Here is a 23,520-nt window from a genome sequence, read left to right as displayed (position 1 = left end):
TACAATCGCGCCCAGAACGTATGGAACGTTGACGTGGCGCTGGTCAATACCGGGACCAACCCGATTTTCGCGCCGCTGGTACTTCTGGTGAGTGATTTTCAGGGAACCACGGGACTATTGAATGCGGATGGCAACGATGATGACATCCCGCCGAAGCCCTTCCTTGATTTATCCAGCCGGATGACTAATGCCGTGCTATCGCCGGGAACGCAGACCACGCCGCGAACCTTGTCCTTCGGTTATACCGCAAACATGTCGCCCCGGTTGGTCACCCGCATGTATGTCAATCCGGTGGAAACTACGTATGCGTTGGGATTAACCCGCAGCTTGAATGTGGCCGGGCAGCCGTTGGCTGGGGTGACGGTGGTGGAGAGCGGACCGCAAGCCATCCTTACCAATCGCACGGACCCAGTCTTTGGTGTGGTGACGCTGGGGCAGGCTCAAGGGATGCATTCCTGGAAGTTCCTCGCGGATGATTATCTCCCGGTATGGCGGCAGCAGGTGCTGACCAACGGAATGGTCCGGACGTTGCCCAATCCGCGATTAACTCCCCGGGATACCAACCGGTTCGCGTTCACTTCGGGCGCAGTTTGTCTGGCGTCCAATGATGCTGCCGGTGTGTACATTCAATTTAGTCCGGGTAGCTTTGCGAATGGAGTAACGGCTGCCTTGACCCCGTTAACCGGGCAAACCCTTCCGGCCATGTTGCCGCTGGGGTGGAGCCCGTTGCAGGCGTTCTGGTTTGAATTGGAGGATTCGACAAGCCATGCATCGGTGACTCCCAGCCAGGTGGGGACGGTATCGCTGCTTACTTGGGCGAAAACGGAACCTACTGAGACCGTGGCCCTGGTGCGGTGGCAAGAAGCCGCTCTGCAATGGCAGGTTGTGGACATTGTGCCAGGTACCGGGACAAACATTTTGGTGATGCACTGTCTGGATGGCGGGGCCTATGCAGTGGTCGTGGGTGATGGCGGAGCGGGCGCACCGCCGCTGCCGAAAACCGGTCAAACACTGGTCGCCAGTACCGCCAGCTTGCCGGATACAACCACCCTCAAAGCGGGCGGCCAAGTCGTGCCAGCGGTCAGTCTTGCCAGCCTGATACCCGAGCTGGTGACGGCGCGGGCCGAGGTGGTGGTGACCAATCCCAGCGGCACTCTACCCAGCGGCTTGTTGTTACGCTGTGAAGTGGGGGAACGCTACCAATTGCGTGACGGTTCGCTACGGGTGTTGCCGCATTATGAAAGCTTTATTGTGGGTTACCAGCGTCCGGGGGATGCCACATTGGCCACTCTTCATGCCGCCTTTCCCCTGCGCCCGGTGTTGCTGTTTGGCGCGGAAGAACTGGAGCAAGCGACCATCACGGTGGATATTCTTCCGCCCACTCCATTTGCCGGCGGGGTGTTGGATACCAATGGCGGACAGGCGGGTGCGATCACCCGGGTTACCGCCAATGCGGGCGATATTTCCGGTATCCAAGCGGCCCAAGTTCGCGATTTGGATCAGCTCGATTTTGCCGGACTGGCCACCACCGGGGTGAGCATTGAGCGCGCATTTGATTTAAGTGTGGCTGGTGTGGCGCCGGCGCGGCGGTTGCTGGTGCAGGGCGATTCCCTTTCCACCAACAGCTATTTTGTCGCGGCCCGGGTCATTGGACACAGTGGCGTTTACGGTTTGGAACCCGTGGAACGGTTGCAAAGTGATGCGACGGGAAAATTGAGCAGCTTGGAACCGGCGGTCGGCGGAAAATTACCGGGTATCACAGGGGCGGGACAATACGTGTTGGCCAAAGTTAGTGGCCCGCAAGGTTTGATTTCTGGAACGGCTCGCAATAGCTCTGGTCAAGCGGTGTCGGGGCAGTTAATGCGAATTACCGGACTGCCATGGTTGACGTTTTCGGCGGCGGATGGCTCCTACCAATTGATCGCACCGACTGGAGCAGTGGAGATCGCGATTACTGATCTGATTAACGGCAATAACGGATGGACCAATGTGGTGGTGACCAACCTGCTGGGTGTGCAGGTGGACCTGGGGTCAGTGCCGACCGGCCCACGGGTGGTTGAGGTGACCCCTGCTGCAGAAGCTCAGGCGGTTTCACGGGTAACTCCCATTGTCGTCCACTTCAGCAAACCCATCAATCCGGGCACACTGGTGGGCAATGGTATTCAGCTTGTGGACACCAACGGCCAGCCGCAGGCAGCCAGTGTGACGCTTAATTTGAGGAACACCATGGTCACGTTGTTGCCGACAAGCCAATTGGCGGCAAGCACTCGTTACACCATCCAACTTGCCAAAAGCATCGCCGATGCTGGCGGATTACCGTTGGTCGGACCCAATACCTTTGCTTTCACCACTGCCAGTGATACGTTGAATCGCGTCGCACAAGTAATTTGCTATGAACCGACCAATGGTCTGACTCGAATCGTTGGTGGCGCCGGGATAGCTGAACCCAACGCGCCAGTGATCCTGGTGAATGAAACCAGTGGACAAACGGCCACGGTTCTCTCCAAACCCGACGGTAGTTTTGATAACTTTCTTCAGGCGACGGTGGATGATTACTTAAGTGCGGTGATCGTCAATCAAAACGGGACCCGCAACACCATTCCGGCCAGCCGCCAACTGTACCGGGATGGCAGTGTGGGATTGTATAACGGCGGTGGTATCTTGGAAGCGCAGAGCGATGGCATGCCGGTGCAAGTAATCGTTGAGCCAGGCGCCATTCCCGGAAAAACGAAATTCTCTTTGGATGGAGTACCCATGGTGGAATTACTTACGTTGTTGCAAAACACACTGCCTACCAATGGTACTTTGCTGGCGGGATTCCGTTTCCGCTCTGAGGGCGATTCGCTGCAAACGGCCACCAAGGTGGGTCTGACCATTTCGGAGGAAAATTTAGGCGTGCCAGTCAATGGTTCACCGGATGATTTCAGCTATGCGTTGGCCATTCCACGGGTGGTGGATGGCGTGGTGGTGTACCAGATGGTGGATCACATGCATTACAGCAATGGCAAATTAGTGACCGCCTCTCCGCCGTATCCTGGGCTGCGCAACCAGGGGTTGGTGGGTAAACCGGTGGACCCAGCGGGGCCGCAACCACTGCCGGCACCGGCCCCAGTCAGTGGGAAAAAGCCAGGTTCAAAAGGGCTCAATGACTATGCAAGTGTAGGGACGGCGATTACCGCAACGATTGTCAAGTATGCAAACATCACGATCTCCGTGGAGGGGTATGTGTATTCCGCCGAGCGTCTGGCATCCGGTGCCTTTGACCAGACCACCCGTCGGGCGTTGCGCAGTGCGACGGTGTTTGGCGTGCCGCCGGGTACTGGCAATACTGGGGGATTGGGCCGGGTGCCAGCGGGAGCGTTGACTGCGGTGACGGATGAGAGTGGTTTTTTTGCATTTATCATTAATGGCGCATGGATTGCCAACGACAGTTTTGCCTTGCGCTCACGCAGCGCTTTTTTCCCTGGTCAGCTTGCGAATGGGGTGGCGACGCTTGCGGGAACCATGGTTTATCGAGCGGGCGGCACGGTCTATTTTGAACGGGGCGGCCAAGTAGCAGCCCAGCCGGACTTGGTGCCGCCAGTGTTGCGCATGTCGCACCAACCCAATCTGCCGGGGGTGGGGCAGGAGATTACCTTTACCGCTTTTGCCACGGATAATCGTGATGTGCCAACGCTGACGGTGACGGTTGACCAAGAGACGCCTTTGGTCGCCGGTGGAAATCCCAGCACAAACGATGTCACCCTGATCAAAACCAATGAACAAGTGACCGGCCTTTCGATTTCCCAGCAGTATTCGATCCGCGCACGCGCGGCGGCTACCGTCACGCTGGCGGTGAATGCCATTGATCCCAGTGGAAATGCCAATTTTGCCCGATACCGGTTGCTGGTAGGGGTGGCAGGGCAACCCGTGCCCGGGGCCTCGGTGGCCACGAATGGCCCGTATGTGCTAAATTCTGATCCGCCTCATGGCGTGGTGGATTTCAATCCGCATTCTCCTATTGTCATTCGGTTTGACAAGCCGGTGCATGACCGTGTGCTCGCTGATCTTGTCAATTCTATCACGCTTTCGCCGGATGCCGGCGTGCCCAACGGGCGGTTCAACAGCAATCAGACAGAACTCTCACTTTGGTTTCCGAATCTGGCGGAAGATACGGATTACTCGATGGTCTGCGGTAATGGCATCACCGATTTGCTCGGAAACCCGTTTGATCAAGAACCGGAAACCAAGTACACCTTTGAAACTTACAATATCTCATTTCATACCCGCAAACTTGGCACGCGCAGTCTGACTTCCATGAACAATGGCGGCGGCGTGGCCGGTGATACGAATTATCTCTTTGCCCTGGATCGCAAAGGTCCCACGGGGGATACCGGCTGGTTGGTGGTTTACCGGCGCACCAATGACACCTGCACGTACCTGAGTCGCTTGCAATTACCGAGTTACCCGCGCGATCTGGTCTATATTCCGCGCTATTCGTTCTATAACGAGCAGATGACGAAGACGACTGCAGACTTCGTAGCAGTAGCCGGAGGTTTGGTGGGTGACACGGGGCAATGGCTGGCCATCGTGAACGTCTCCGACCCGACGAAACCATCTATTTACGTGGCCACCTACTTGACCAAATCACCTTCTGCGGCGGTGGTTAAATTAGCGCGGAGTGGTGTCCGGCTGGGGTATCTTGAATTCGAGCCCGGTGCCGACTCAGTGGGGGTGATTGACCTGCAATTGCTGTTGTACGCATACCGATTGCCCACGCTGGCCAATCAACCGGTGGATGGACGAGAGGGGTTGGATAAAAATGGGAATGGGGATTACGTGGATACCGGAGACATCATGCCATTGCCGCGGCGCATGAGTGGGCGTCCAGCGACGGTCGCCGAGGCGGCTTTGGTGGGGCAATTTACGCTGGGTGAAAATTCGGTGCAGCATATCACCGATTTTGGCATGGGACTAAACGGACGGTTTATCGGTGTGACGCATGGGGCAGATGCAAACTCCGGCTCGGGGTATCATACTTTGGCGGTCAACGGAACACCGTTGGATCCATCCCAGGGTTTTTTGGCATTCTCCAATCAGCCGGATCGTATGACGACTCTGTTTGGAGTTTTGTTGCAGCAGGATGGCGGCGGTTCGCGTTATGCCAACCTGGCCTTGGTCTCTGGCGGTACCGCGGGTATGCTCAGCGTGGTGGAGATCACAGATGCCTTAAATCCATCCAATCTGGTGAATATTCCCGTTCCTTCCGATAGTGGCGCGCCACGTTCAGCGACCGTGACGCCTACTGGATGGGTATTACTGGCAGGGACGCGTGACATGATCCTCATTGATCCGACCCGGTTCCTGTTATCGCCGCAGAACGGCATCTACCCAGCGGTGGTTGCGATAGTGCGCGGAGTGGGCAGTTCTGTGCGCTCGTTTGTGGCGGATGAAACCGGTTTTGCGGCCGTATGTGAGGGGGGGAGAGACTTGTTTGCCGCCTCGCCGCAGCCTGATCCCGCTAACTTTCAACCGAGCGGCATTGTGGTCACCGAATTTAAAAATGACGGCACCAACACCATTGTCCGCCAAGGCACCAACTATTTGGAAATTGTGGCTTTGGCCCCGCAGGAAACGTGTTTCCAAGTATTGCACGATCCGGCCAATTACACTCCGCCAGCCGCGTGGCCTGATTGGCTGCTGGACGGTGGTCAAGCCAAACGGGGACGCGCGGTATATTACAATGTTCCCGGTGCTGCCGCTTCGTCTTCCCAGTGGTATCTGCCGCTCAGTCTTCCCACCACCCATTATGCCAGCGCTGGAGCAGCGGGCCAAAGGGCAAGTGTGGTTGTGTACCCTGATATCAAGCGGGAAATAAAAGTCATGGGGACTGATTTCCTTGATAAAATCCACGAGGCCCAAGTGGCAATGACGGTGGCGGTGGCGGCGCTCCGCGCCTCGCCGATCCAGATTGATCCGCCGGAATTGGTTGGACCGTCAGGAATGTTGACCTTTGCCCATCAATGGAAGGAATGCCCGACTGCCAACACGGTCAGTCTGGCTTTTGATTTGAATTCCCAGTTCGATCCGTTATTGGGTGTGAAAATGAAGGTCGGCTATGGGTTTGTTTTCCCGCCTCCGCTGACCCGCTATCTCATCGCTCGGGTTTATGTTGAAGCCTTTGCCAAGTTGAAAGCGCGCGGGACGGTATCCCGCAATGAGTGCGGACAATTCAGTGGAACCGTTGCGGTCGAGGTGGAAGGGGGCTTGGCGGCGGGGGTTGAGGCGGTGGCGGGTGCGGCGTTTGAAGCAGCGGTTTACGGGGAATCGAAATTATCCGGGAGCGGCGAATTGGCTCCGGGACCGGATGATTTGGGCTTGAACAATGTCCAGGTCGCGTCCCCCGGCTTGAATGGCAAAATTACCATCAAAGCCTTGGGTGGCTGGCTGGAATATGAACATGAAATCCCCATCCTTTCAGGTTCAACAATTTATCAAAAGGATCATTTAGTTCTCAAAGCCTATCAAGGTATTACGCCGTAAATGGTTCAGGAGAGAGGAAATTTATGTTACGCAGCATGACAATGAAGATCAAACAAGCTTGGATGAAAACCGGTCTGGCTTTCGTGGGGCTGTTATTTTCCGCCGCCGCCGTTTACGGCCAGAGCAATTACTATTGGTTCTTCCTGGTGTCGCAGACCCAACGGCTGGATGTCATGGTGAACGGTTTCCCCTGGCAGGAATTATCCGGGACCAACAGCATGAGTTCTACCGCCATCCTGGACCCATTTCTGGTGCGCGGCAGCAATAACTTTCAGTTCCGGTTCACCGATGACACCAACCAACTGGTCGGACAGTCGCTCCTCGCCCGGTTGCGCCTTGAATACGGCGACACGAATGGGGGCGGACGCACCCGTTTTTTTGAGATGAGTCGCACAGCGGAATGGGTGTCGGGCATCGTTACGGAAAACACGGACGTCTTTTGCGGTTCCAATTTGCAGTATTTTGTGCGCGGCAAATTGAACGGGGTGTCGTCCTTGCACCAGGTGGATTCATCCGCCAGTCGGTTTGAATACCGCTATCTTACCAATGGCGATCCGAATACCATTATTTTGCCTATGACGCTGTCCAACGCTCCGGGCACCAATCTGCCATGGGCGGGGGTGTCCGTAGCGCTGACTCCGGCGGATATTACGTCCATCACCACGTTGGTGTCATCCGTTCAGACCGCCTTGGTGGCGCGTGATTACACGACGATGATGACGCTGTTGCATGCGAAAATTTTGCGGGTGGCCGCCGCTAACGGCACTGCCGTGGCGGATGAGGAGACCAAACTGCGCAATTTTTATACGGACTTAGTCAGCGGCGATTTTGCCTGGGACCCGCTGGATACCACCAAGCTTGAATTCAAAAGTTACGACACGGCCAATCTGGTGCGTGTTCATATTCAAAACCTGCCGCCGATTACCGGTCATGCCACCGGCTATCGGTTGAAGATTCCCATTTACGTTTCCAAAGTGGCTGGCAGTTGGATCATTGTGGAATGAATAAACCTTTAACCATGCTCGGGGTGTTATGAGCGCACGTCTTTTGTCATTATTGTGGCTATGCGTATCGGTGGGGTTGGCCCACGGTGCCGCGCCTTTAACCACCGTGCAGTACCGGATTGTGGGCAACCAGTTGAAGGTGTCCCCCGCCATGTTATCCGTGCCGAAAGGTGTGGCGGGCTCCATTTTGGCCGAGGTGACTGGAGGTGGCTCGGGCTCCAACAGTCTGGCGACTGGGGCTTACGTGGAAGCCACGTTGCGTGGTCCCGCCTTTGAGGCACGCCGTTTGGTGGGGGCACCCAATGCCACGTTGATGCTGCCGCCTCTGAATTTGGCGGGCGACTACCAATTGGATAACATCCGGCTGGTGGATTCGGCCACTGGGGCAATCCGGCTGGAAGGCGTCCCCAGCAGCGTACCGGTCCGGGTGTTCGATGAAGTGCTGATTTCCCGGGTGACTTCCCGGCCTTTGACGTATGCGGAAATTCAGGAAAAGGGCATTGCCATAGATGAACAGAATTTTCGCGCAGTGGAATTTGAAGTTGGCTTTGTGCTGGATGGCAAAACCATTCCGGTGAAGTTTCCCGTGGTGGCCCCTTCATTTAAGGAATCCACCGAGATCATTCCGCAAGCCGAAATTGATGCCAAACTGGCCCAGGCCCAGATGATCAACCAAGACATTGCCGCCTCAGTGGAATTGCCGCCAGAATTGCAAGGTGCCCAACTTAATATTGATATTCAAGGGATTAATTTCCAACGGGTGGATGAGGGAGAGATTGATCTTCGGCTGAAAATCCCTCCGATTCCGGCCCTGATGGTGATCCCTGGAAAAATCGGTTTTTTACATCAATTTTTCAGCGTGCAGATTTTTACGGAAAATGCCGCACCTGCTGATTCCGGGTTGAGTGTGAATAATGTTCAGGCACAAATGATTCTACCGCCTGGTCCGGATCAGATCGCCAGCACCAACTACAATCAGCCCGGGGATGATCCGCTAAGGTTCGCGCGAGTCGGTTCCGGTCAGATTATTCAAAGCACTCAAGCGGTAGTGCGTCCTGGCCCGGATGGGCTGTTCGGTACGGCGGATGATATTACCCGGTTGCAGCCCGGTGAGTCTGGGCAGGCCGAATTTCTGGTGGAAGGCTTGCAGGAAGGCTTGCATGTGATGAATGTAAATCTCACCGCTGATCTCTACGGGCTGGCCTCCGGCGTCGTCAAGATCAAGGGTAGTGCCGCCGGCTCGGTGCTGGTGCGTAACGCGACCTTTTCCATAGCGTTCTCACATCCTAGGACGGTCAGGGCAGGGGAACCGTATGATGCTTATGTGACCCTGTTGAATACGTCGCTTGCTGCCGCCAATATGGTGAGCGTCACGCTGGCCGCTGGCAGTATCAGTGGCGGGGTGTTGGAAAGTGATAGCACCGTCCAATTGGGGACCATTTTGCCGGGGCAAACCGCCACAGCGCGGTTTCGCATTCGGGCGCAACGCACTGGGGCGGTGTCCTTTTCCAACCTGACCACGGGTGATGATGCGGTTACGGGGCGTTTCCGCCTGCGCATGGGCATTGATGAGCGCGGGGTGGCGTTGTCTCCCGACACGATTGGAATGCCGGATTATGTGAAAAGTCTGCCGCAGGATTTGGTCTATGCGGCCAATCGCATGTTGGGCCAGGCGTTGAGTATTGCCACTGCGCCGACGTTGCCGCCGGGTGTCAAGGCCGTCTCACGCGGGTTAATTACCCGGCGGGTCTTGGAACTCGCTGAGGCAGGGCAGCGTTTGCAATATGGTGATACGACTAATCGTGTACTGGCGGATATTTGGATGGATTGGCAGGGGGGGCGTAATGCTAACGACGGCTTTGATCAAATCTTACGGGAAACGGATGCCGGGCGTGAGTTTCGCCAAGCGGTGATACATGCCATGGAGTTGGCGGATGCCTTGGATGCCACGGCACGTTTGGCGGAGCGTGGTGCCGACTTGGCTGGCCGTGGCGAAGCCTGGCATTTTGGAGCGGTCAATGTGACGAATGCGACGTTCACTCTGCTGGCAGGCGGTTCCGCTGCCAATGTTTCCCGAAGCGATGTACCGATGGCGGCAGGTTACGGAGGAGCGCGCGGCATGGTTTTAGTTGGGCCAGCCACCAATGAAACGGCATTTCAATGGTGCTTTACCAATGGTGCAGCGCAAGCCACCTTGGGTGTGTGGCTGTTGAATACGAACGGGACGGGCCGTCAATTTCAATGGTCCCTGACGGATGTTGCCGCCGGGTTCACTTGCTGGTTCGCGGTCACCAATTCCACCGGCACTTTGCAAATGGATACCAACGGCGATGGCCAAGTGGATGGGTTGCTGACGGCAGTAACTACTACGGTCACTGAATCGCCCCCACAATTTCTGGGGGTGGTACAGGATGCTACTGTATCCGTGGGCCGACCGCCGGAGAATTTTCGCTGCATTGATGCGCCTGCGGCCAATTACGGCACGGTGCTGGCGGTGTTGTTCTCCAAACCCATGAGCCAGGAAGGGATTAATAGTCCGTCGGCGTACCAATTGGACAATGGAAACACCGCAAACTCGGTCCAAATTCAGCCTGGTGGACGTGTGGCGTTATTGAATATGCGGCTGCCGGTGGGCACGTTGCGCGCACGTTCCATGTCTTTGAGTGGAATCACGGATATACGTGGTAATACCTTGCCAGTGGCTACGCTCCCGGTGCGGGCCACCTTGGCCGAAGGGGTGGCGTTGCGCGGGCGTGTGGTTCGTGCGGACGGTTCGATTGCGGCGGGCATACCGGTAACCCTGACCATGATTGATGGACTCGCTGATCCCTTTGGAGGCTGCAGCCCATATCCGGTTCGGGTTTGCCAGATGAACACGGATGCCAACGGTTTGTTTGATGTGGATTTCGTTTTGGCGAACATCCCGTACACCATTGCGGCGACTGACACTTCCGGGTTGACCACCGAGGCGTCGGATCTCGTCATGCAAGCCGCCACGGCCGACGGTATTACCCGCAGTAAATTATTAGATCTGGCGAGTTCTCCCGCCTATCAAAACACCCTGTTGGGCGCATTTGCCGCAGGTGCCATGCCGGAAGCGATTGCCAAAGCGGAGGGATTGGATCGCGCCCTGTTACGCGACATGGTTTTGCAAGGCTCGCCGCGGCAAGGCACCGAAGTTCCGGTCGCTTTGCGGTTCCGTGGTCGTGGCACGGTGGTCGGACAGGTGCTGGCGGCGGATGGAGCCACGCCGGTTTCCCAAGTGGCGATGAATCTGTTCCCGGATCCTGATTCGCGTGAGTTGGGGCGTGGGGTTTTCAGCGATGACGAAGGCCGCTTTGCCTTTTATGGGGTTCCGCTGGGTAATTTTTCCCTTCAGGCAATGGCACCTTCCGGCCAGCAACGAACGGTGGTGGGTCTGCTGCAAATAGCGGGACAAACCACTAATCTGGTGGTGACCCTGAGTACGAATGTGATTCAATTCGCTGCCGCCAGGGGACGTGTGGTGGAGGCGGACAACGTCACTCCCCATCCAAGGGCGACGGTGATGATTGGCCGCTATGGTGATCGTGGTTTTGGCAATGTGGTGGCGATGGTAAAGGCTGATAATGATGGTTATTGGAGTGCCACCAATTTTCCCGCCGGATTGCATGATATCGTCGCGCTCTCGTTGGATGGCCGGCGGCGTGGGGAACGCCATGATGTGTCTACCACACCGGATACACTGGTGCAGGTTACCGTTGCCCTTCAGAGTACCGCGCGGGTGATTGGCCGGGTGGAAAGCAGTACCGGAGTAGCGGTGTCCAACGCGGTGGTGGGTGGTGGGGAGGTGCTGGTACGGACGGATGGTGCCGGTCGGTTCACCTTGACTGGTGTGCCTACGGGGATGCGTTCCATTAGCGCCGGGGTGGAACGCAATACCAATGCGGTGCCGCCTATTGATTTTCCGCGCTTGGGTAGCGCGGCAGTCAATGTCGTGGCTGGCCTGGATAATTTTGTGGTGATACGCTTGCGGGCGGCGGGTCAGATTGTAGGCCGGGTATTGGATACCGGTGGAAATCCCATCCCTAACACCAAAGTATCACTGCCGGTGGATGGTGGCTTTTTATGGGTGAATGCGGACAATCGGGGATTTTACAAGTTTGAGAACATGGGATTGGGGAACTATACGGTTAGTGCTCCATCTCCACCGGTGGCTGAAACGGATGTCTCTGGCATCATGGATAAGTTGAAAAACGGCGGCAGTGAGGAGGAAATCATGGCGGCCATTGGCGACGCTTTTGGAATTTTCACAGGCGCCACCGATCCTTATTTGAATGGTGAAGCGGATCGGTTCAGCCCGGTTGGGTGGGGATTTTCCACCGCCAGCATTAATTTCGATGGGCAAACTGTTCAGGCAGATATTCGCGCACTGCGCTCCGGAACCATTAGTGGGACGGTGCTTAATGGCCAGGGGGTACCCATTGGCGCACGGGTTCGGTTAACGGGCATTGGTCCCCTGGCTAATGGCATGCCCAGTACGGTGATTCGCGGGGAGCGCAATAGTGATCCGGCATTGGGAACTTTTGAATTTCCCAACCAGGCGTTGGTCGGACCTTGGGGATTGCAGGTTGCCACGCCGTTTTATCCGGTGGTTTTGACCACCAATGGACAGACCAGTTCGGTGGAACCAAACTCAACGAATAATATCCTGCGATTCCCACCTACACGCGAAATCAATGGGCGCTTGGCTGGCGTGGTGCTCAACCCTGATGGCACCCATGCCGATGCGGATGTGAATGTGAAAATCAGTTTCGGGAGCGATTACATCATTCGCACGGATACCAATGGATTTTTCGATACCCAAATGGCGCTGCCAGCCTTGAAAGCCAGTCAGCCCGGCGGCATACCAAATGAGGCCATTACTTATCACGTCGAAGCGGACGATCCTGCAACCGGGCGGCGTGGCGATGGGTATATTATCCTGTCACCCGGCATCACGAACTACCTGTCCGTAAAGTTGCTGGATCGTGGCAATCTGCTGGTCACCGTGCTGCAAGGAAGCCGACAACCGGCAACCAATGCCAGCGTGGATGTTACCCAAGGCTCATATCCGGGCGATCACTATTTCGGCACCACCGACACCAACGGGGTGTTGGTTTTGTCCAATATTTTTCAAGGCTACTATTCGATCAAGGCGACACTGGTCAGCGGCCCGACCACGATTCAGGGACGCTTGGGCATTAATGTGCCCTTGGGACAGACGACCAACGCGACGGTATATCTTACGCCTACGGCAACGGTGCGCGGTCAGTTTGTAAAACGCGACCTGACCACCCCCATTGCCTATGCGCAACTTTCAGTGGGTGATCTCGGTTTTGCCGCCACTGATGGTACTGGGCGGTTTGAAGTGGCCGGGATTCCTTTGGGCACCTACCAGTTGCGGGGACAAGACCCGGTTTCCGGGGTTGGAGCGGTGTTGCAATTCACTCTGAGTACCGATAGTGAAATAAAAATAGTGACGCTGGTTGAACAATTTCGCGGTGAAGTTCGAGGCACCATTATTAATAGCTACGGCACAGGTACCGTGCCTAATGCCCAGGTGTCGCTATGGGTTCAGGATGGCTTTACTCCAAGTCGCACGGTCACCACCGGGCAGGATGGGGCGTTCAGTTTTCCAGGTACTCCGGCTGGCCGTTTTGACATTTCCGCCATGGATTCGGTGACCAAATTAAAAGGAAGCCGCAGCGGGGTGTTGCCGGATAACACAGCACTGTATCAGATTGATGTGCCGTTGCAAGCTTTGGCAACTCTGGCTGGCACCGTTTATCGTCCAGATGGTATAACCCCGGCAAGTAATGTCACCGTCAATCTGTCGAACGGAGGGGGTAACTATTTTGCTGATACTGGAACTGATGGACGCGTTTCGTTTGCCGATTTGCCGCTGGGCTCCTATGGGCTTCTCGCTGCCTCGCGGGCATGGAGTGAATCGCGTAGTATGGCACAAACGAACGTAAGCTTGAACGCCCTTGGGGCGGCCCCGGATTTTACCCTGACGCTGCGAGGCGTCGGTGTGGTGGCCGGCCAGGTAGTGCAGAATGATGGTCTGACGCCTGCCGCCTTTGCCACGGTCAAGTTAACCACGTTGCCAGCACTGGCAATTGGCAGCGCAGATACCGCCATTGCCAGCGCGAGCGGGTATTTCTCATTCAGCAATGTGGCCGTGGGACCTTATCTGCTGACGGTGGAACAGCTTGCGCTTGGCGCAACCTACAACGGTGCCATTGTCTCCAATGCGCAGGTGGACTCGGTGCAACTCGTATTGACCGCCAGTGGCACGGTGATGGGGCGGGTGATGCATGCGGATGGTTCCAATGCCGTTGCGCAGCAGGATGTGTTGCTGACCTTCAACTCCCATAGCGGTTTGCCCGGCCAGTCGGTGGTGACCACTTCGGCGGATGGTTCGTTCGTGGTTCGCACCATTCCCGTAGGTGCCTTCAATTTGAGCGCAGATTCCACTGTCTTCAGGGGGCTACTCCGGTTGACTTCCGCGCTTACCAACAATGGCCAGGTGCTCGATCTCGGCCCCTTGGTGATGGATGAGGATGACCCGTGGGTGGTCAGTGTGACGCCTCCCAATACCACGGTGGGTGTGCCGGTGACGAATGTGGTGGAGTTACTCTTCAATGAAGCCTTGGCGACCAACCGGATCAACACCGGCGGTCTCTATTTGCGCTCCAGCGCTGGTACGGTGGCGGCCACCGTCCAATTATTACCTGACCCGTCGAATGGGGTGCCACGCCTGGTTCGCATTATTCCATCCCAGCCGCTTCGCAGCCTGACCTCCTATGAGGTCGTGGTTTTGGATGGGGACCGGGTGGACGCGTTTGGTGGTGTTATGGCGCGAGGGCCAACCGACTTGGTGGGAAGAATCCTGGTGGCCCCATTTATTTCGCAATTCACCACCATGGATAATGATCCGCCGGTTTTATTATCCATCTACCCCACCAATGGTTCGGTGCAAATTGATCCAAGAGCGGTAGTGCGCCTTTCGTTCAACGAACCCATTCGTGACTCGAATTACGTCTGCACTTTGCTTGGCACCAATGGTCCGGTGCCCGGCGTCGCCAGTGTTGGTTTTAATGGATTGGTACTGAATTTCACTCCGACGGCGGCTTTGGATGTCAACACGTTGTACACGCTCTCCGTCAGCAACGTGATGGATTTGGCCGGCAACCTTGCTACCAACCAGCCGTTCAATTCCACGTTTGCCACGTTGGATACAATTGGTCCCACCATTGCCACGCTGCGCTTGGCTAGTAACCGTTCGCCAGTGGCCGGTGGCACGGTGACGGTGGAGGCAATATTGGCTGTGCCCGAGGACGGGGCGGGGGTGCGGTTCACCAAAGATTTCAATTTGATTGGCACAGCCACGAATGCACCGTATCGCGTCAGGGTGACACTCTCGACGGAGGGCATCAATGTGATCCGTGCCATTGGGATTGATAAATGGGGTAATGAAGGTCCAGTGGCCGAACTCGCGGTGGCCGTGGTTTCCAATCAGCCGCCCAGCGCGCAGTTGGCCTTGATTTCAGCCATTACGGGACCAGTGGCATCTGGGTCCAATTTCACCCTGCGCGTGAGTGCCTCTGACGATTTGGAGGTCACCAACCTGATGATTCGCGGCGTTGGGGTGGCGACCATGCTCACTAATCTACCCAGTGGCGACACCAACGATATCACCTTCACCATGCCTGCCAATGCGGTGGCTGGCATACCTTTCCGGATCGAGGCGCAGGCGACCGATGCCCTTGGATTGCCCTCCGTCGTTTCAACGTTGGATCTGGATGTCAGCGATAGCACCGCGCCGACGCTGCAAATCCTCAGCCCGGCCTATAATGCAATCTTGGATATAACACAGCCGCTGGAGATCAAGGTGTTGGTTTCGGATAATAGTTCCAACCTCCATTTAATGCTGATGGGTGGTGGTCTGCCTGTGCCGCCACAATTTGTTAATCTTACCAACAGCGCCAACCAACCGATCACCAACGTGTTCACCTTGTCGCTTGCGACGCTGCAGAACAATGGGATGCGGCTGTCCGTGTATGTAAGTGTTCGAGACGACGCGGGGAATTTTACTTCCACCAACTATATGTTCAAAACCCCCGACCTGACACCGCCGCAACTATGGTCGCCCACTCCATCCGATGGGGCAAAGCAAGTGTCGCTCTGGCAGGATGCGGTCACGTTTAATTTCAGCGAGGAATTGGATACCAACTCGCTGGGGACGAACCCGTTTGTCTTTACCAATAATGCGGGGTTACCGATCCCCTATCTGGTTACCAACTATTATGGTTCCATGGGCACATTCATGGTGCAACCGTTAAGTTTGCCGCTGCCGCCAAGTGTCACCTTCACCACGGTGGTGGCGGCCTCGCTGGCTGATCCAGCCAGCAATCGTTGGCAGGCTGCCGGTAACTCGGTTCCTCCGGAAGGCCGTGCATACACCTTTACCACGGCAACGATTCTTGGCGTCTCGCCAACCAATGCGGCCGTGTTCACTGCCGGTTTGGAGGTTCCGGTCAAGGTGAGCTATGAGGCTGGCTTGGGAGCGCAGTTTTTCCGTTTCCAGTTCAACAGCAACGCTCCGGTGGACGTCTATGTCAAGGACGGCGATACGAATGTCTCGGTGTTACTGCCATCGAGTTACAATGTCACCAACGCAGTGATTACCATCGCAGCCTGTCGCACGAATCAGCCATCTTATGTGCTGGCACCAATTAACATCGCGCTGACACCAGGGCCGACTCCCAGTCTGGATGTCATTCCCACCGTTACTTTGGTGCAAGGGCAGACTACCAGTGTTACCGTTATCGCTCGGGATACGAACGGGTTGCTGAGTGGTTTGCAAGTGGTGGCTGTCCCGCAACCAGGGGATAATCATACGGGCTTCACGGTGTTGAATTGGCCTAATGGCGTTACTAACCTGCCAGTTCAGGTGATCGGTGGTTTTAATTCGACGCGTGGCGGTGATGTTAGTCTTAAGGACGGTTCATTGACCGCAGATTTGCGAAATGCCGTCACGAATACATTTCCGCAGGTTTCCCTGATGGCGGCGGGCACACTGACACGGGATTACCTCCAATCGCTCAGCGCCATTTTTTTGGCGAGTCCTTCGGGAATGTCCTCGGCCATTACGCCGTTAACCGCTGCGGAACAAAGCGAGTTGCGGCTGTTTGTAGAACATGGTGGGGTGGCCATTTTGCTGGTGGATAATGAACTCTTTGGCGGTATTGGGCCAAGTGATCTGGCCAATGAAAGTCTGGTCAACGCCTTTGGTTTCACCGTGGCTGGCCTTGATTACAACAGTGCTTCCCAGGTTATTTTTGCCAATCCGGCAGCCAGTCCTTTGACCAAGGGACCGTATGGCAACTTTTCATCATTCGCGAGTTATTATCCGGGCTGGTTTGATACCGTGAGTCCGGATGCCGTGGTGTTGGGGCGTCTCAAAGTCAATAATCAGCCGGCGGTCGCGGTTATACATCCAAAAGTGCTAAGTGCCTTTAGTGCGCCAGCGTTCTTTTTCAGCGATTCCAGCGTACCTACCAACTTGATTTTGAATGCGCTCGCCATGAGCGGTTTTACCAATCAGCCAAGCTATTTCAGTAGCCAGTTGCTGTTGTGCAATAGCCAGCCGGGAACCTCCCAGGTACAAGTAGCGGCCTATAATTCACTGGGGATTCCGGCTCTGCAAACCGTCACGATGATTACGGTTCCGCCGCCCTCTGGCACCGTCGCTTTTTCAGCACCCCCCCAACTGAACCTGACGGAAGGAGACAATACCAATTTGTCGGTTCAGGTCATCACCACCAATGGCCCTATCACCTGGTTGGGTTTCGATCCCACCAATCCACCGCCGACCTTTGCTTCCCTCGGGACGATGCAGTTCACCAATACCGGGACGAATTGGATTGGCTCGACCCTGCTTTATGTGAATCCGATGCACGATGCTGCGGGCAGTTACCTTCTCACGTTGCGGGCGGTGACTCAAAATGGATTGGCGGAAACCTGGAATATCCCCGTTACCGTGACCAATAACGTCAATTTGTGGCCCGACCGTTGGATTGGTAGCGATGGCAACTGGAGCACTGGGCCGTGGTCTGCTGTCTTTGCCCCGGCGGCGACGAATGTGGCGATGCTGGATTCCGCCATGCCCCTCGCCTATTCGGTGAGTTTGGATGTTAATCCTTCGGTGCTGGGCTTGGTGCTGAACCACACCAATGTCACCCTGACCCAAAGTTCCTATAAATCTTTGGGAATGCCTGTGGAAATCCGGCAGGGGAGAATTTCCGTTGGCAATTATTCCCGGATTAATTTAACCAAGCCGGTGGTGAACTACGGTGGCATTCAAATGAATAGCGGTACGGTGGATACCGCGCTGGGCGGAGGCGTGGGCAGCAGTTTGTATCACGCGGGGTTGCTTCGGGTGGATGCCATGGGAGTTGGGTTCACTCCCGCCCAAATGCACTCCCCCATGAATATCCCGGTGCAAGGGAAGTTGTGGGTGCGCACCAATGCCGTGTTCCAAGCCGCCACGTATTGCGCCATAACTCTGGCTGGCGTGGTGGAATTGGAAAGCGGCGCGTCATTCACTTTTAATAATTCCCTCTCCCGTGAGTTTGTTTTGCTCGACAACGCCGTAATTCGTGGCGCGGGCTTGATGCAGATTCGCAGTGCCAATCGGTTATGGGTGCAGGGAAGCGCTTCGCTGGGCGCTAACTTGGTACTGCTGGATTCCAGCCAGGTGACTGGCCCGGGCACCTTGACCATTCGCCCCAGTGGCAGCCTGACGAGCGATCACTCATTAACAAATAGTGGATCACTGAACGTGTTCGGCGCTCTATCGTTGAACAACCCCGCCGCCACCATGGTGGTGCAGGGGACGTTGAGTTTGAATGCGGGTGGTGTGTTGACCAATCAGGGAACCATTCAGGCGGGTACCTTCATTAATCAGGGGGGGGCCATCTATGGCAATGCGCCAGTACCGCTTGGCAAGGCTGCACTCGCCAACCTCCGTTTTGATGGCATCCGTTTCGTTGCTGCCCCGGCTTCACCAAAAGTCGTCCAATTTGCACCCGCGCCGATGGTGTCCGGGGTTGCGCTCAACTGGACGGGGCCCGCCGGGGAGACTTTTGTGTTGGAGTTCAGCGTGGATTTACGGAATTGGACGGCGGTTCCGGCGGAAATTCATGAGGTGACTTCTGGCGCTTACCAAGGTGTGGTTACCCCTGCCGACTTTCAGGCTGGGTTCTATCGTTTGCGCTGGCGTTAATCTGGTAATGTGGCGGCAAGGCGGACTGGAAAAACCGCGCCCATTTTTTGCACAAGGTGAGGCGATGAGCCCGAATGTGGAAAGCACCCGTTCGGACGTCATTCTGCGTTTGCGAACTTAATTCTGGAATCTGAACAGGATGACATCCCCATCCCGCACCACATAATCCTTGCCTTCAATCCGGTAATGGCCGGTTTCCCGCGCGTGATGCACGGAACCGGCTTTGATCAGGTGATCGCACAGCACCACTTCGGCTTTGATGAAGCCTTTTTCAAAATCGGTGTGAATGACGCCCGCAGCCTTCGGCGCGGTGTCCCCGGCATGGATGGTCCAGGCCCGCACTTCTTTTTCGTTGAAGGTGAAAAAGGTGCGCAGCCCCAGCAGGTGATAGGCCGCTCTGATTAATGCGCCGCTGCCAGCGTCTTTAACGCCCATCTCTTTCAGGTACTCTTTCACCTCGTCGGACGTCAGGTCCATCAAGTCGCTTTCCAATTGGGCGCAGAGCACCACGGTTTCACAGCCGTGATGTGTTTGCGCGTAAGCCCGGACTTGTTGCACGTATGGATTGGCGTCGGCGGAGGCCAGGTCACCGTCCTTGATGTTGGCGGCGAAGAGGTTGGGTTTGTCCGAGAGCAGGAAGAAATGGCGTGAGATGGCCCGTTCCTCCGGGCAAAGATTCAGGGTGTTGGCCGGCTTGCCGGTGTTCAGGTGCGCTTCAAGTCTTTTCAGGATGCCTTCCTCCACCAGGGCGTGCTTGTCCATTCGCTTCACATCCTTGGAAATTTTCTCGTGATGTTTGCGCAGGGATTCCAGGTCCGCAATGATCAATTCCATCAGCACGATTTCAATGTCGCGAACCGGGTCCACGCTGCCGGTGACGTGGCTGATATCCGGGTCTTCAAAACACCGCACCACATGCACCAGGGCGTCCACTTCGCGAATGTGGCTGAGGAATTTGTTGCCCAGCCCTTCCCCTTTCGAGGCCCCCTTGACCAGGCCGGCGATATCCACAAACTCGAAGGTCGCCGGAATCGTGGTGGCAACTTTGGCGATTTTCGCCAACGGTTCCAGGCGTGGTTCAGGCACCGCCACTACGCCCAGATTGGGTTCAATGGTGCAAAACGGGTAGTTCTCCGCCGCCGCCTTGTGCGCGCGAATGACCGCGTTAAATAACGTGGACTTCCCGACGTTTGGCAAACCAATTATTCCGGCTTTAAGCATGCGCCTACTTTAAGCACCCCGGCTCCGGATGCGCCATAAAGAAATGGAAGAAATTCCGCGCTTCAGAACGGCTGCCGCATGGAAAGTCGCCTCGCCATGATGTATCGCGGGAGACGTTACGCTTGGCTTTCCTGCTCCGCCACGGCGTCGCGAATGGTCTGTTTGAATTTTTCCACCCCTTCACCAAAGGCCGCGGAGATGGGTAAAACCGGGATTTTGCGCACTTTCCGTTTGAACTGCTTTAACTTTGCCTCGGCGGTTGGCTCGTCCATTTTGTTGGCCAACACCAGCCGGGGTTTTTCCAGCATGGTTTCATCGTAGAGTTCCAATTCCTTCAGCAGTTTGGTGTAGTCGTCCCAGGGCTCACGGGCGTCCATACCGGACATATCCAGCAGGATGACCAGGACTTTGCACCGCTGGATGTGCCGCAGGAAGGCGTGCCCCAAGCCGACGTTGCGATGCGCGCCCTCGATCAACCCGGGCACATCGCACACCGTTAAACGATGGAAATCCTCATATTCCACAATGCCAATCTGGGGATGCAGCGTGGTGAAAGGGTAGGGTGCAACCTTGGGCCGCGCCTTGCTGATGGCAGTCAACAGCGTGGATTTGCCGGCATTGGGATAACCGACCAGGCCAATTTCGGCCAGGATGCGCAGTTCAAAAACGAAATTCCCTTCGGTGCCGGGTTCGCCGGGTTGGGCGAACCGGGGTGCCTGGCGTGCCGCCGTTGCGAAATTTCGATTACCCAATCCGCCGCGGCCCCCCTTGCAGAGGGTGAATCGTTGACCATGCTGGGTCAAATCGGCCACCAGTGTGCCTTGGGCTGTCTTGGAGACCTCAAAGGGCGATTTTTCCTGAGCTTCTTCCTCCGATAGGTTAATTTCCATCGCCTGCATACTCCCGGAATGTCGGATGACCGGACGGGTGCCGGTGATGGAACGCAGGGTGGACATTGGGGGATCGGCTTCATCATCGGATGATTCGGTCGCCACAGATTCGTCGGGCAGGTCTGGCAACCTCCAGACCACTGTTCCGCAAGGCACCTTTATGATTAAGTCCTTGCCCCCCGCCCCATCCATGCCTTTGCCCATTCCAGGTTCGCCACATTCGGCGATCAACCTCGGTTTGTAATACTGGGCGATCAAATTGTTCAAGTCGTGATCGGCTTCCAGAATGACGTCTCCCCCGTGCCCACCGTTACCGCCGCTCGGGCCGCCCTTGGCTCGGTCGGTTTCGCGTAGAAACGCCACACAACCCTTGCCGCCGTGTCCGGCGCGCGCATAAACTTTGACTTCGTCAATAAACATTGGCTGCTATCATACTAGGACAATCCATAAAGGAAAGCCCGGACTGAAAGGTTTTTTTAACAAAATCCCTGACGAAAATCGGGATGCCACATGATTTCATGCGGTTCAAAGTAGGCGTTTTAGGCAGGCTGAGAACCACTCGTGCGCCGCATTCGCATCGGATCGCTAACGATTTGGGTTCACAGGGGGAATGCCAAAGTCAATTCCCCCGGGAGGAGCACTCTAAAAAAAGTGCGTTTTGCCACTTGTCAAGTTGCTCTTTCTCTGGTACCTATACCCCCATGGGTTTGCCCTTTTTAACACGTTCGGCCAAAAAGCGGGATCAAATCGTGGCGATTGATCTTGGAGGACGAACCACCAAGGCGGTGTATCTGCAACGCCGAGGTGAGGGGTTTAGTTTGGCCGGATTCACCATTCATGATGCGCCAATATACGAGAAAAGCATCTCGCCAGACTTGTTGACCGAGCATTTGAAAATGGTCACGCAAGCCTTGGGTGCGCGGGTCAAACCGATCACGCTGGCTTTGGGAGTGACGGATTCCATCTTGCGCCAAGCCGAAATGCCGCCAGTACCGGTGGCTGATCTTCGCCTCATGCTTAAGGCCAACCCTAAAGCCTTTCTCCAGCAAGAATTGCCTGGGCACGCCTTTGATTGCTTTGTGTTACCCACCAAAGATAACAGAGTGCCGGATGGCGAAAAGAAACCGGTTGGCAGTTCCAAAGTGAAAGTGCTTGTCGGTGGAGCCAAACAACAATTGGTGAATGATTTGCAGATGGCAATCAAGGCGGCCGGACTGATTCCGGATCAAATTGTGCCGGGGCTGATCGGTCCGGTGAACGCCTTTGAAATGGCGCAAGGCGATATTTTTCGCGGTGAAGTATTTGCGTTGGTGGACTTGGGATTCAAAAACTCCACCATTTCCATTATCTCCGAAGGGGATTTGGCCTTGAATCGCGTGGTTGGCATTGGCGGAGATAAAATGACTGCGGGATTGGCGGAATCCATGGGGATCACCTATGCTGAGGCCGAAGGCATCAAGGTTGGCATGGCGGCGGAGGTGCAATCGAATCTTGAACCGCTCATGGTGCCATTGGGGCGGGAACTGCGGGCTTCGATCGACTTTTTTGAGCATCAGTATGACAAGACGGTGGGCCAAGTGTTCGTGAGCGGAGCGCCTGCCAAATCCGAGTTTATCTTGCAATCATTGCAGAATGAACTGATGGTGCCGTGTAAAGGGTGGAATCCAACCACCTGCTATCACATGGCCTTGCCACCCCAACAGATGGCGGAACTTGAACAATCCGCTTCGCAACTTGCGATTGCGTTGGGGGCGGCGGCGTGCTCGTTTTAGCTTTTAACCGGGATTGACACTATGGCAATTCGCATAAATTTACTGGCGGAAGTGCAGGCGGCGGAGGAACTGCGCCGCAAAGACCCAATCAAGAAGGCAATCTGGGGTGCGGTGATCGTGGTTTTCCTTGTGGGCGCTTATATTGGCCAGTTGCAGTTCAGCATCATGCATTTGGAAAATGCACTGGACGCCAAAGAGCAGGAGTGGAAAAGACTGAAGCCCAAGTTTGACCAAGTGGTTGCGAACAAGGGGCAGATCGCTGACTCGGAGCGAAGGCTTAAGGCCCTCAAAGAGTTGGCGCAGACCAGGATTCTGTGGGCCACACGCCTTAACGCGTTTTCCCAACTCATGACCAACGTCAATAATATCCAAGTGACCCGCTTGGTCACAGATCAAAGCTACACACCCTCGGCGGCGACCAAAACAACCACCAACAGTACTGGGGTAGTTACCGTTGGCCGTCCGGCCTGTGTGATTGAAAAGGACAAACTGACCATTACCGCCAAGGATTTTGGCAAAGTGCAGGACGCCAATTACAAACAAATGTTGGAAGCAATGACCGCTTTTCCCTATTTTGCCAAGGCGCTTGACCGTTCCAAGGGGATCAGCCTGCTGGAGCTGTCACCACCAAAGGTGGATATTAACGACCCGAACAAGTCGTTTGTGATGTTTGTGTTGGAGTGCCAGTTTGAGGATCTTGCGCGATAATCTTAACGCGATGAAACTTTCAAAAGAAAAACAACAGCATTTGGCCGTGGTGGTCATGGTGACAGTAATCGTCACCGTGGCGCTCTGGTATT

General features: G+C 55.7%; 7 protein-coding genes. 5 read left to right on the top strand and 2 right to left on the bottom strand.

The window, feature by feature from the left end; all coding sequences use genetic code 11:
- The first annotated feature begins 33 nt into the window (after nucleotides 1-33).
- From WCO56_20610 to WCO56_20600, 3 genes are read left to right on the top strand one after another with little or no spacing between them, the layout of a single operon-like run.
- On the top strand, nucleotides 34-6,522 hold the full coding sequence (locus tag WCO56_20610) for an Ig-like domain-containing protein (GenBank protein MEI7731988.1): 6,489 nt from the start codon (nucleotides 34-36) through the stop codon (nucleotides 6,520-6,522).
- Nucleotides 6,523-6,557: 35 nt separating this feature from the next.
- Nucleotides 6,558-7,526, top strand: coding sequence for a hypothetical protein (locus WCO56_20605; protein MEI7731987.1), 969 nt, complete (start codon nucleotides 6,558-6,560; stop codon nucleotides 7,524-7,526).
- Nucleotides 7,527-7,554: 28 nt separating this feature from the next.
- Nucleotides 7,555-18,837 carry an Ig-like domain-containing protein gene (locus WCO56_20600; protein MEI7731986.1) on the top strand — a complete coding sequence of 3,761 codons (11,283 nt, stop codon included), beginning with the start codon at nucleotides 7,555-7,557 and terminating at the stop codon, nucleotides 18,835-18,837.
- 117 nt (nucleotides 18,838-18,954) lie between these two features.
- On the opposite strand, the gene ychF is transcribed toward WCO56_20600, so the two are convergent.
- Complete coding sequence (gene ychF / locus WCO56_20595; protein ID MEI7731985.1) at nucleotides 18,955-20,058, bottom strand: redox-regulated ATPase YchF; 1,104 nt, start codon at nucleotides 20,056-20,058, stop codon at nucleotides 18,955-18,957.
- A 116-nt stretch (nucleotides 20,059-20,174) separates the two neighbouring features.
- On the bottom strand, nucleotides 20,175-21,368 hold the full coding sequence (obgE, locus tag WCO56_20590) for a GTPase ObgE (GenBank protein MEI7731984.1): 1,194 nt from the start codon (nucleotides 21,366-21,368) through the stop codon (nucleotides 20,175-20,177).
- Between the two features lie 281 nt (nucleotides 21,369-21,649).
- Between obgE and pilM the strand changes: the two genes are divergently transcribed.
- Both pilM and WCO56_20580 read left to right on the top strand, forming a co-directional pair.
- Complete coding sequence (pilM, locus tag WCO56_20585) at nucleotides 21,650-22,720, top strand: pilus assembly protein PilM (GenBank protein ID MEI7731983.1); 1,071 nt, start codon at nucleotides 21,650-21,652, stop codon at nucleotides 22,718-22,720.
- Nucleotides 22,721-22,741: 21 nt separating this feature from the next.
- A complete protein-coding gene (locus WCO56_20580; protein ID MEI7731982.1) occupies nucleotides 22,742-23,428 on the top strand; it encodes a hypothetical protein in 687 nt (228 codons plus the stop codon).
- Nucleotides 23,429-23,520 lie beyond the last annotated feature (92 nt).

It is taken from the genome of Verrucomicrobiota bacterium, assembly GCA_037139415.1.
Classification (GTDB): domain Bacteria; phylum Verrucomicrobiota; class Verrucomicrobiia; order Limisphaerales; family Fontisphaeraceae; genus JBAXGN01.
The sequence above is the reverse complement of the archived record's forward strand: the minus strand, read 5'-3'. Positions and strand labels throughout refer to the sequence as shown.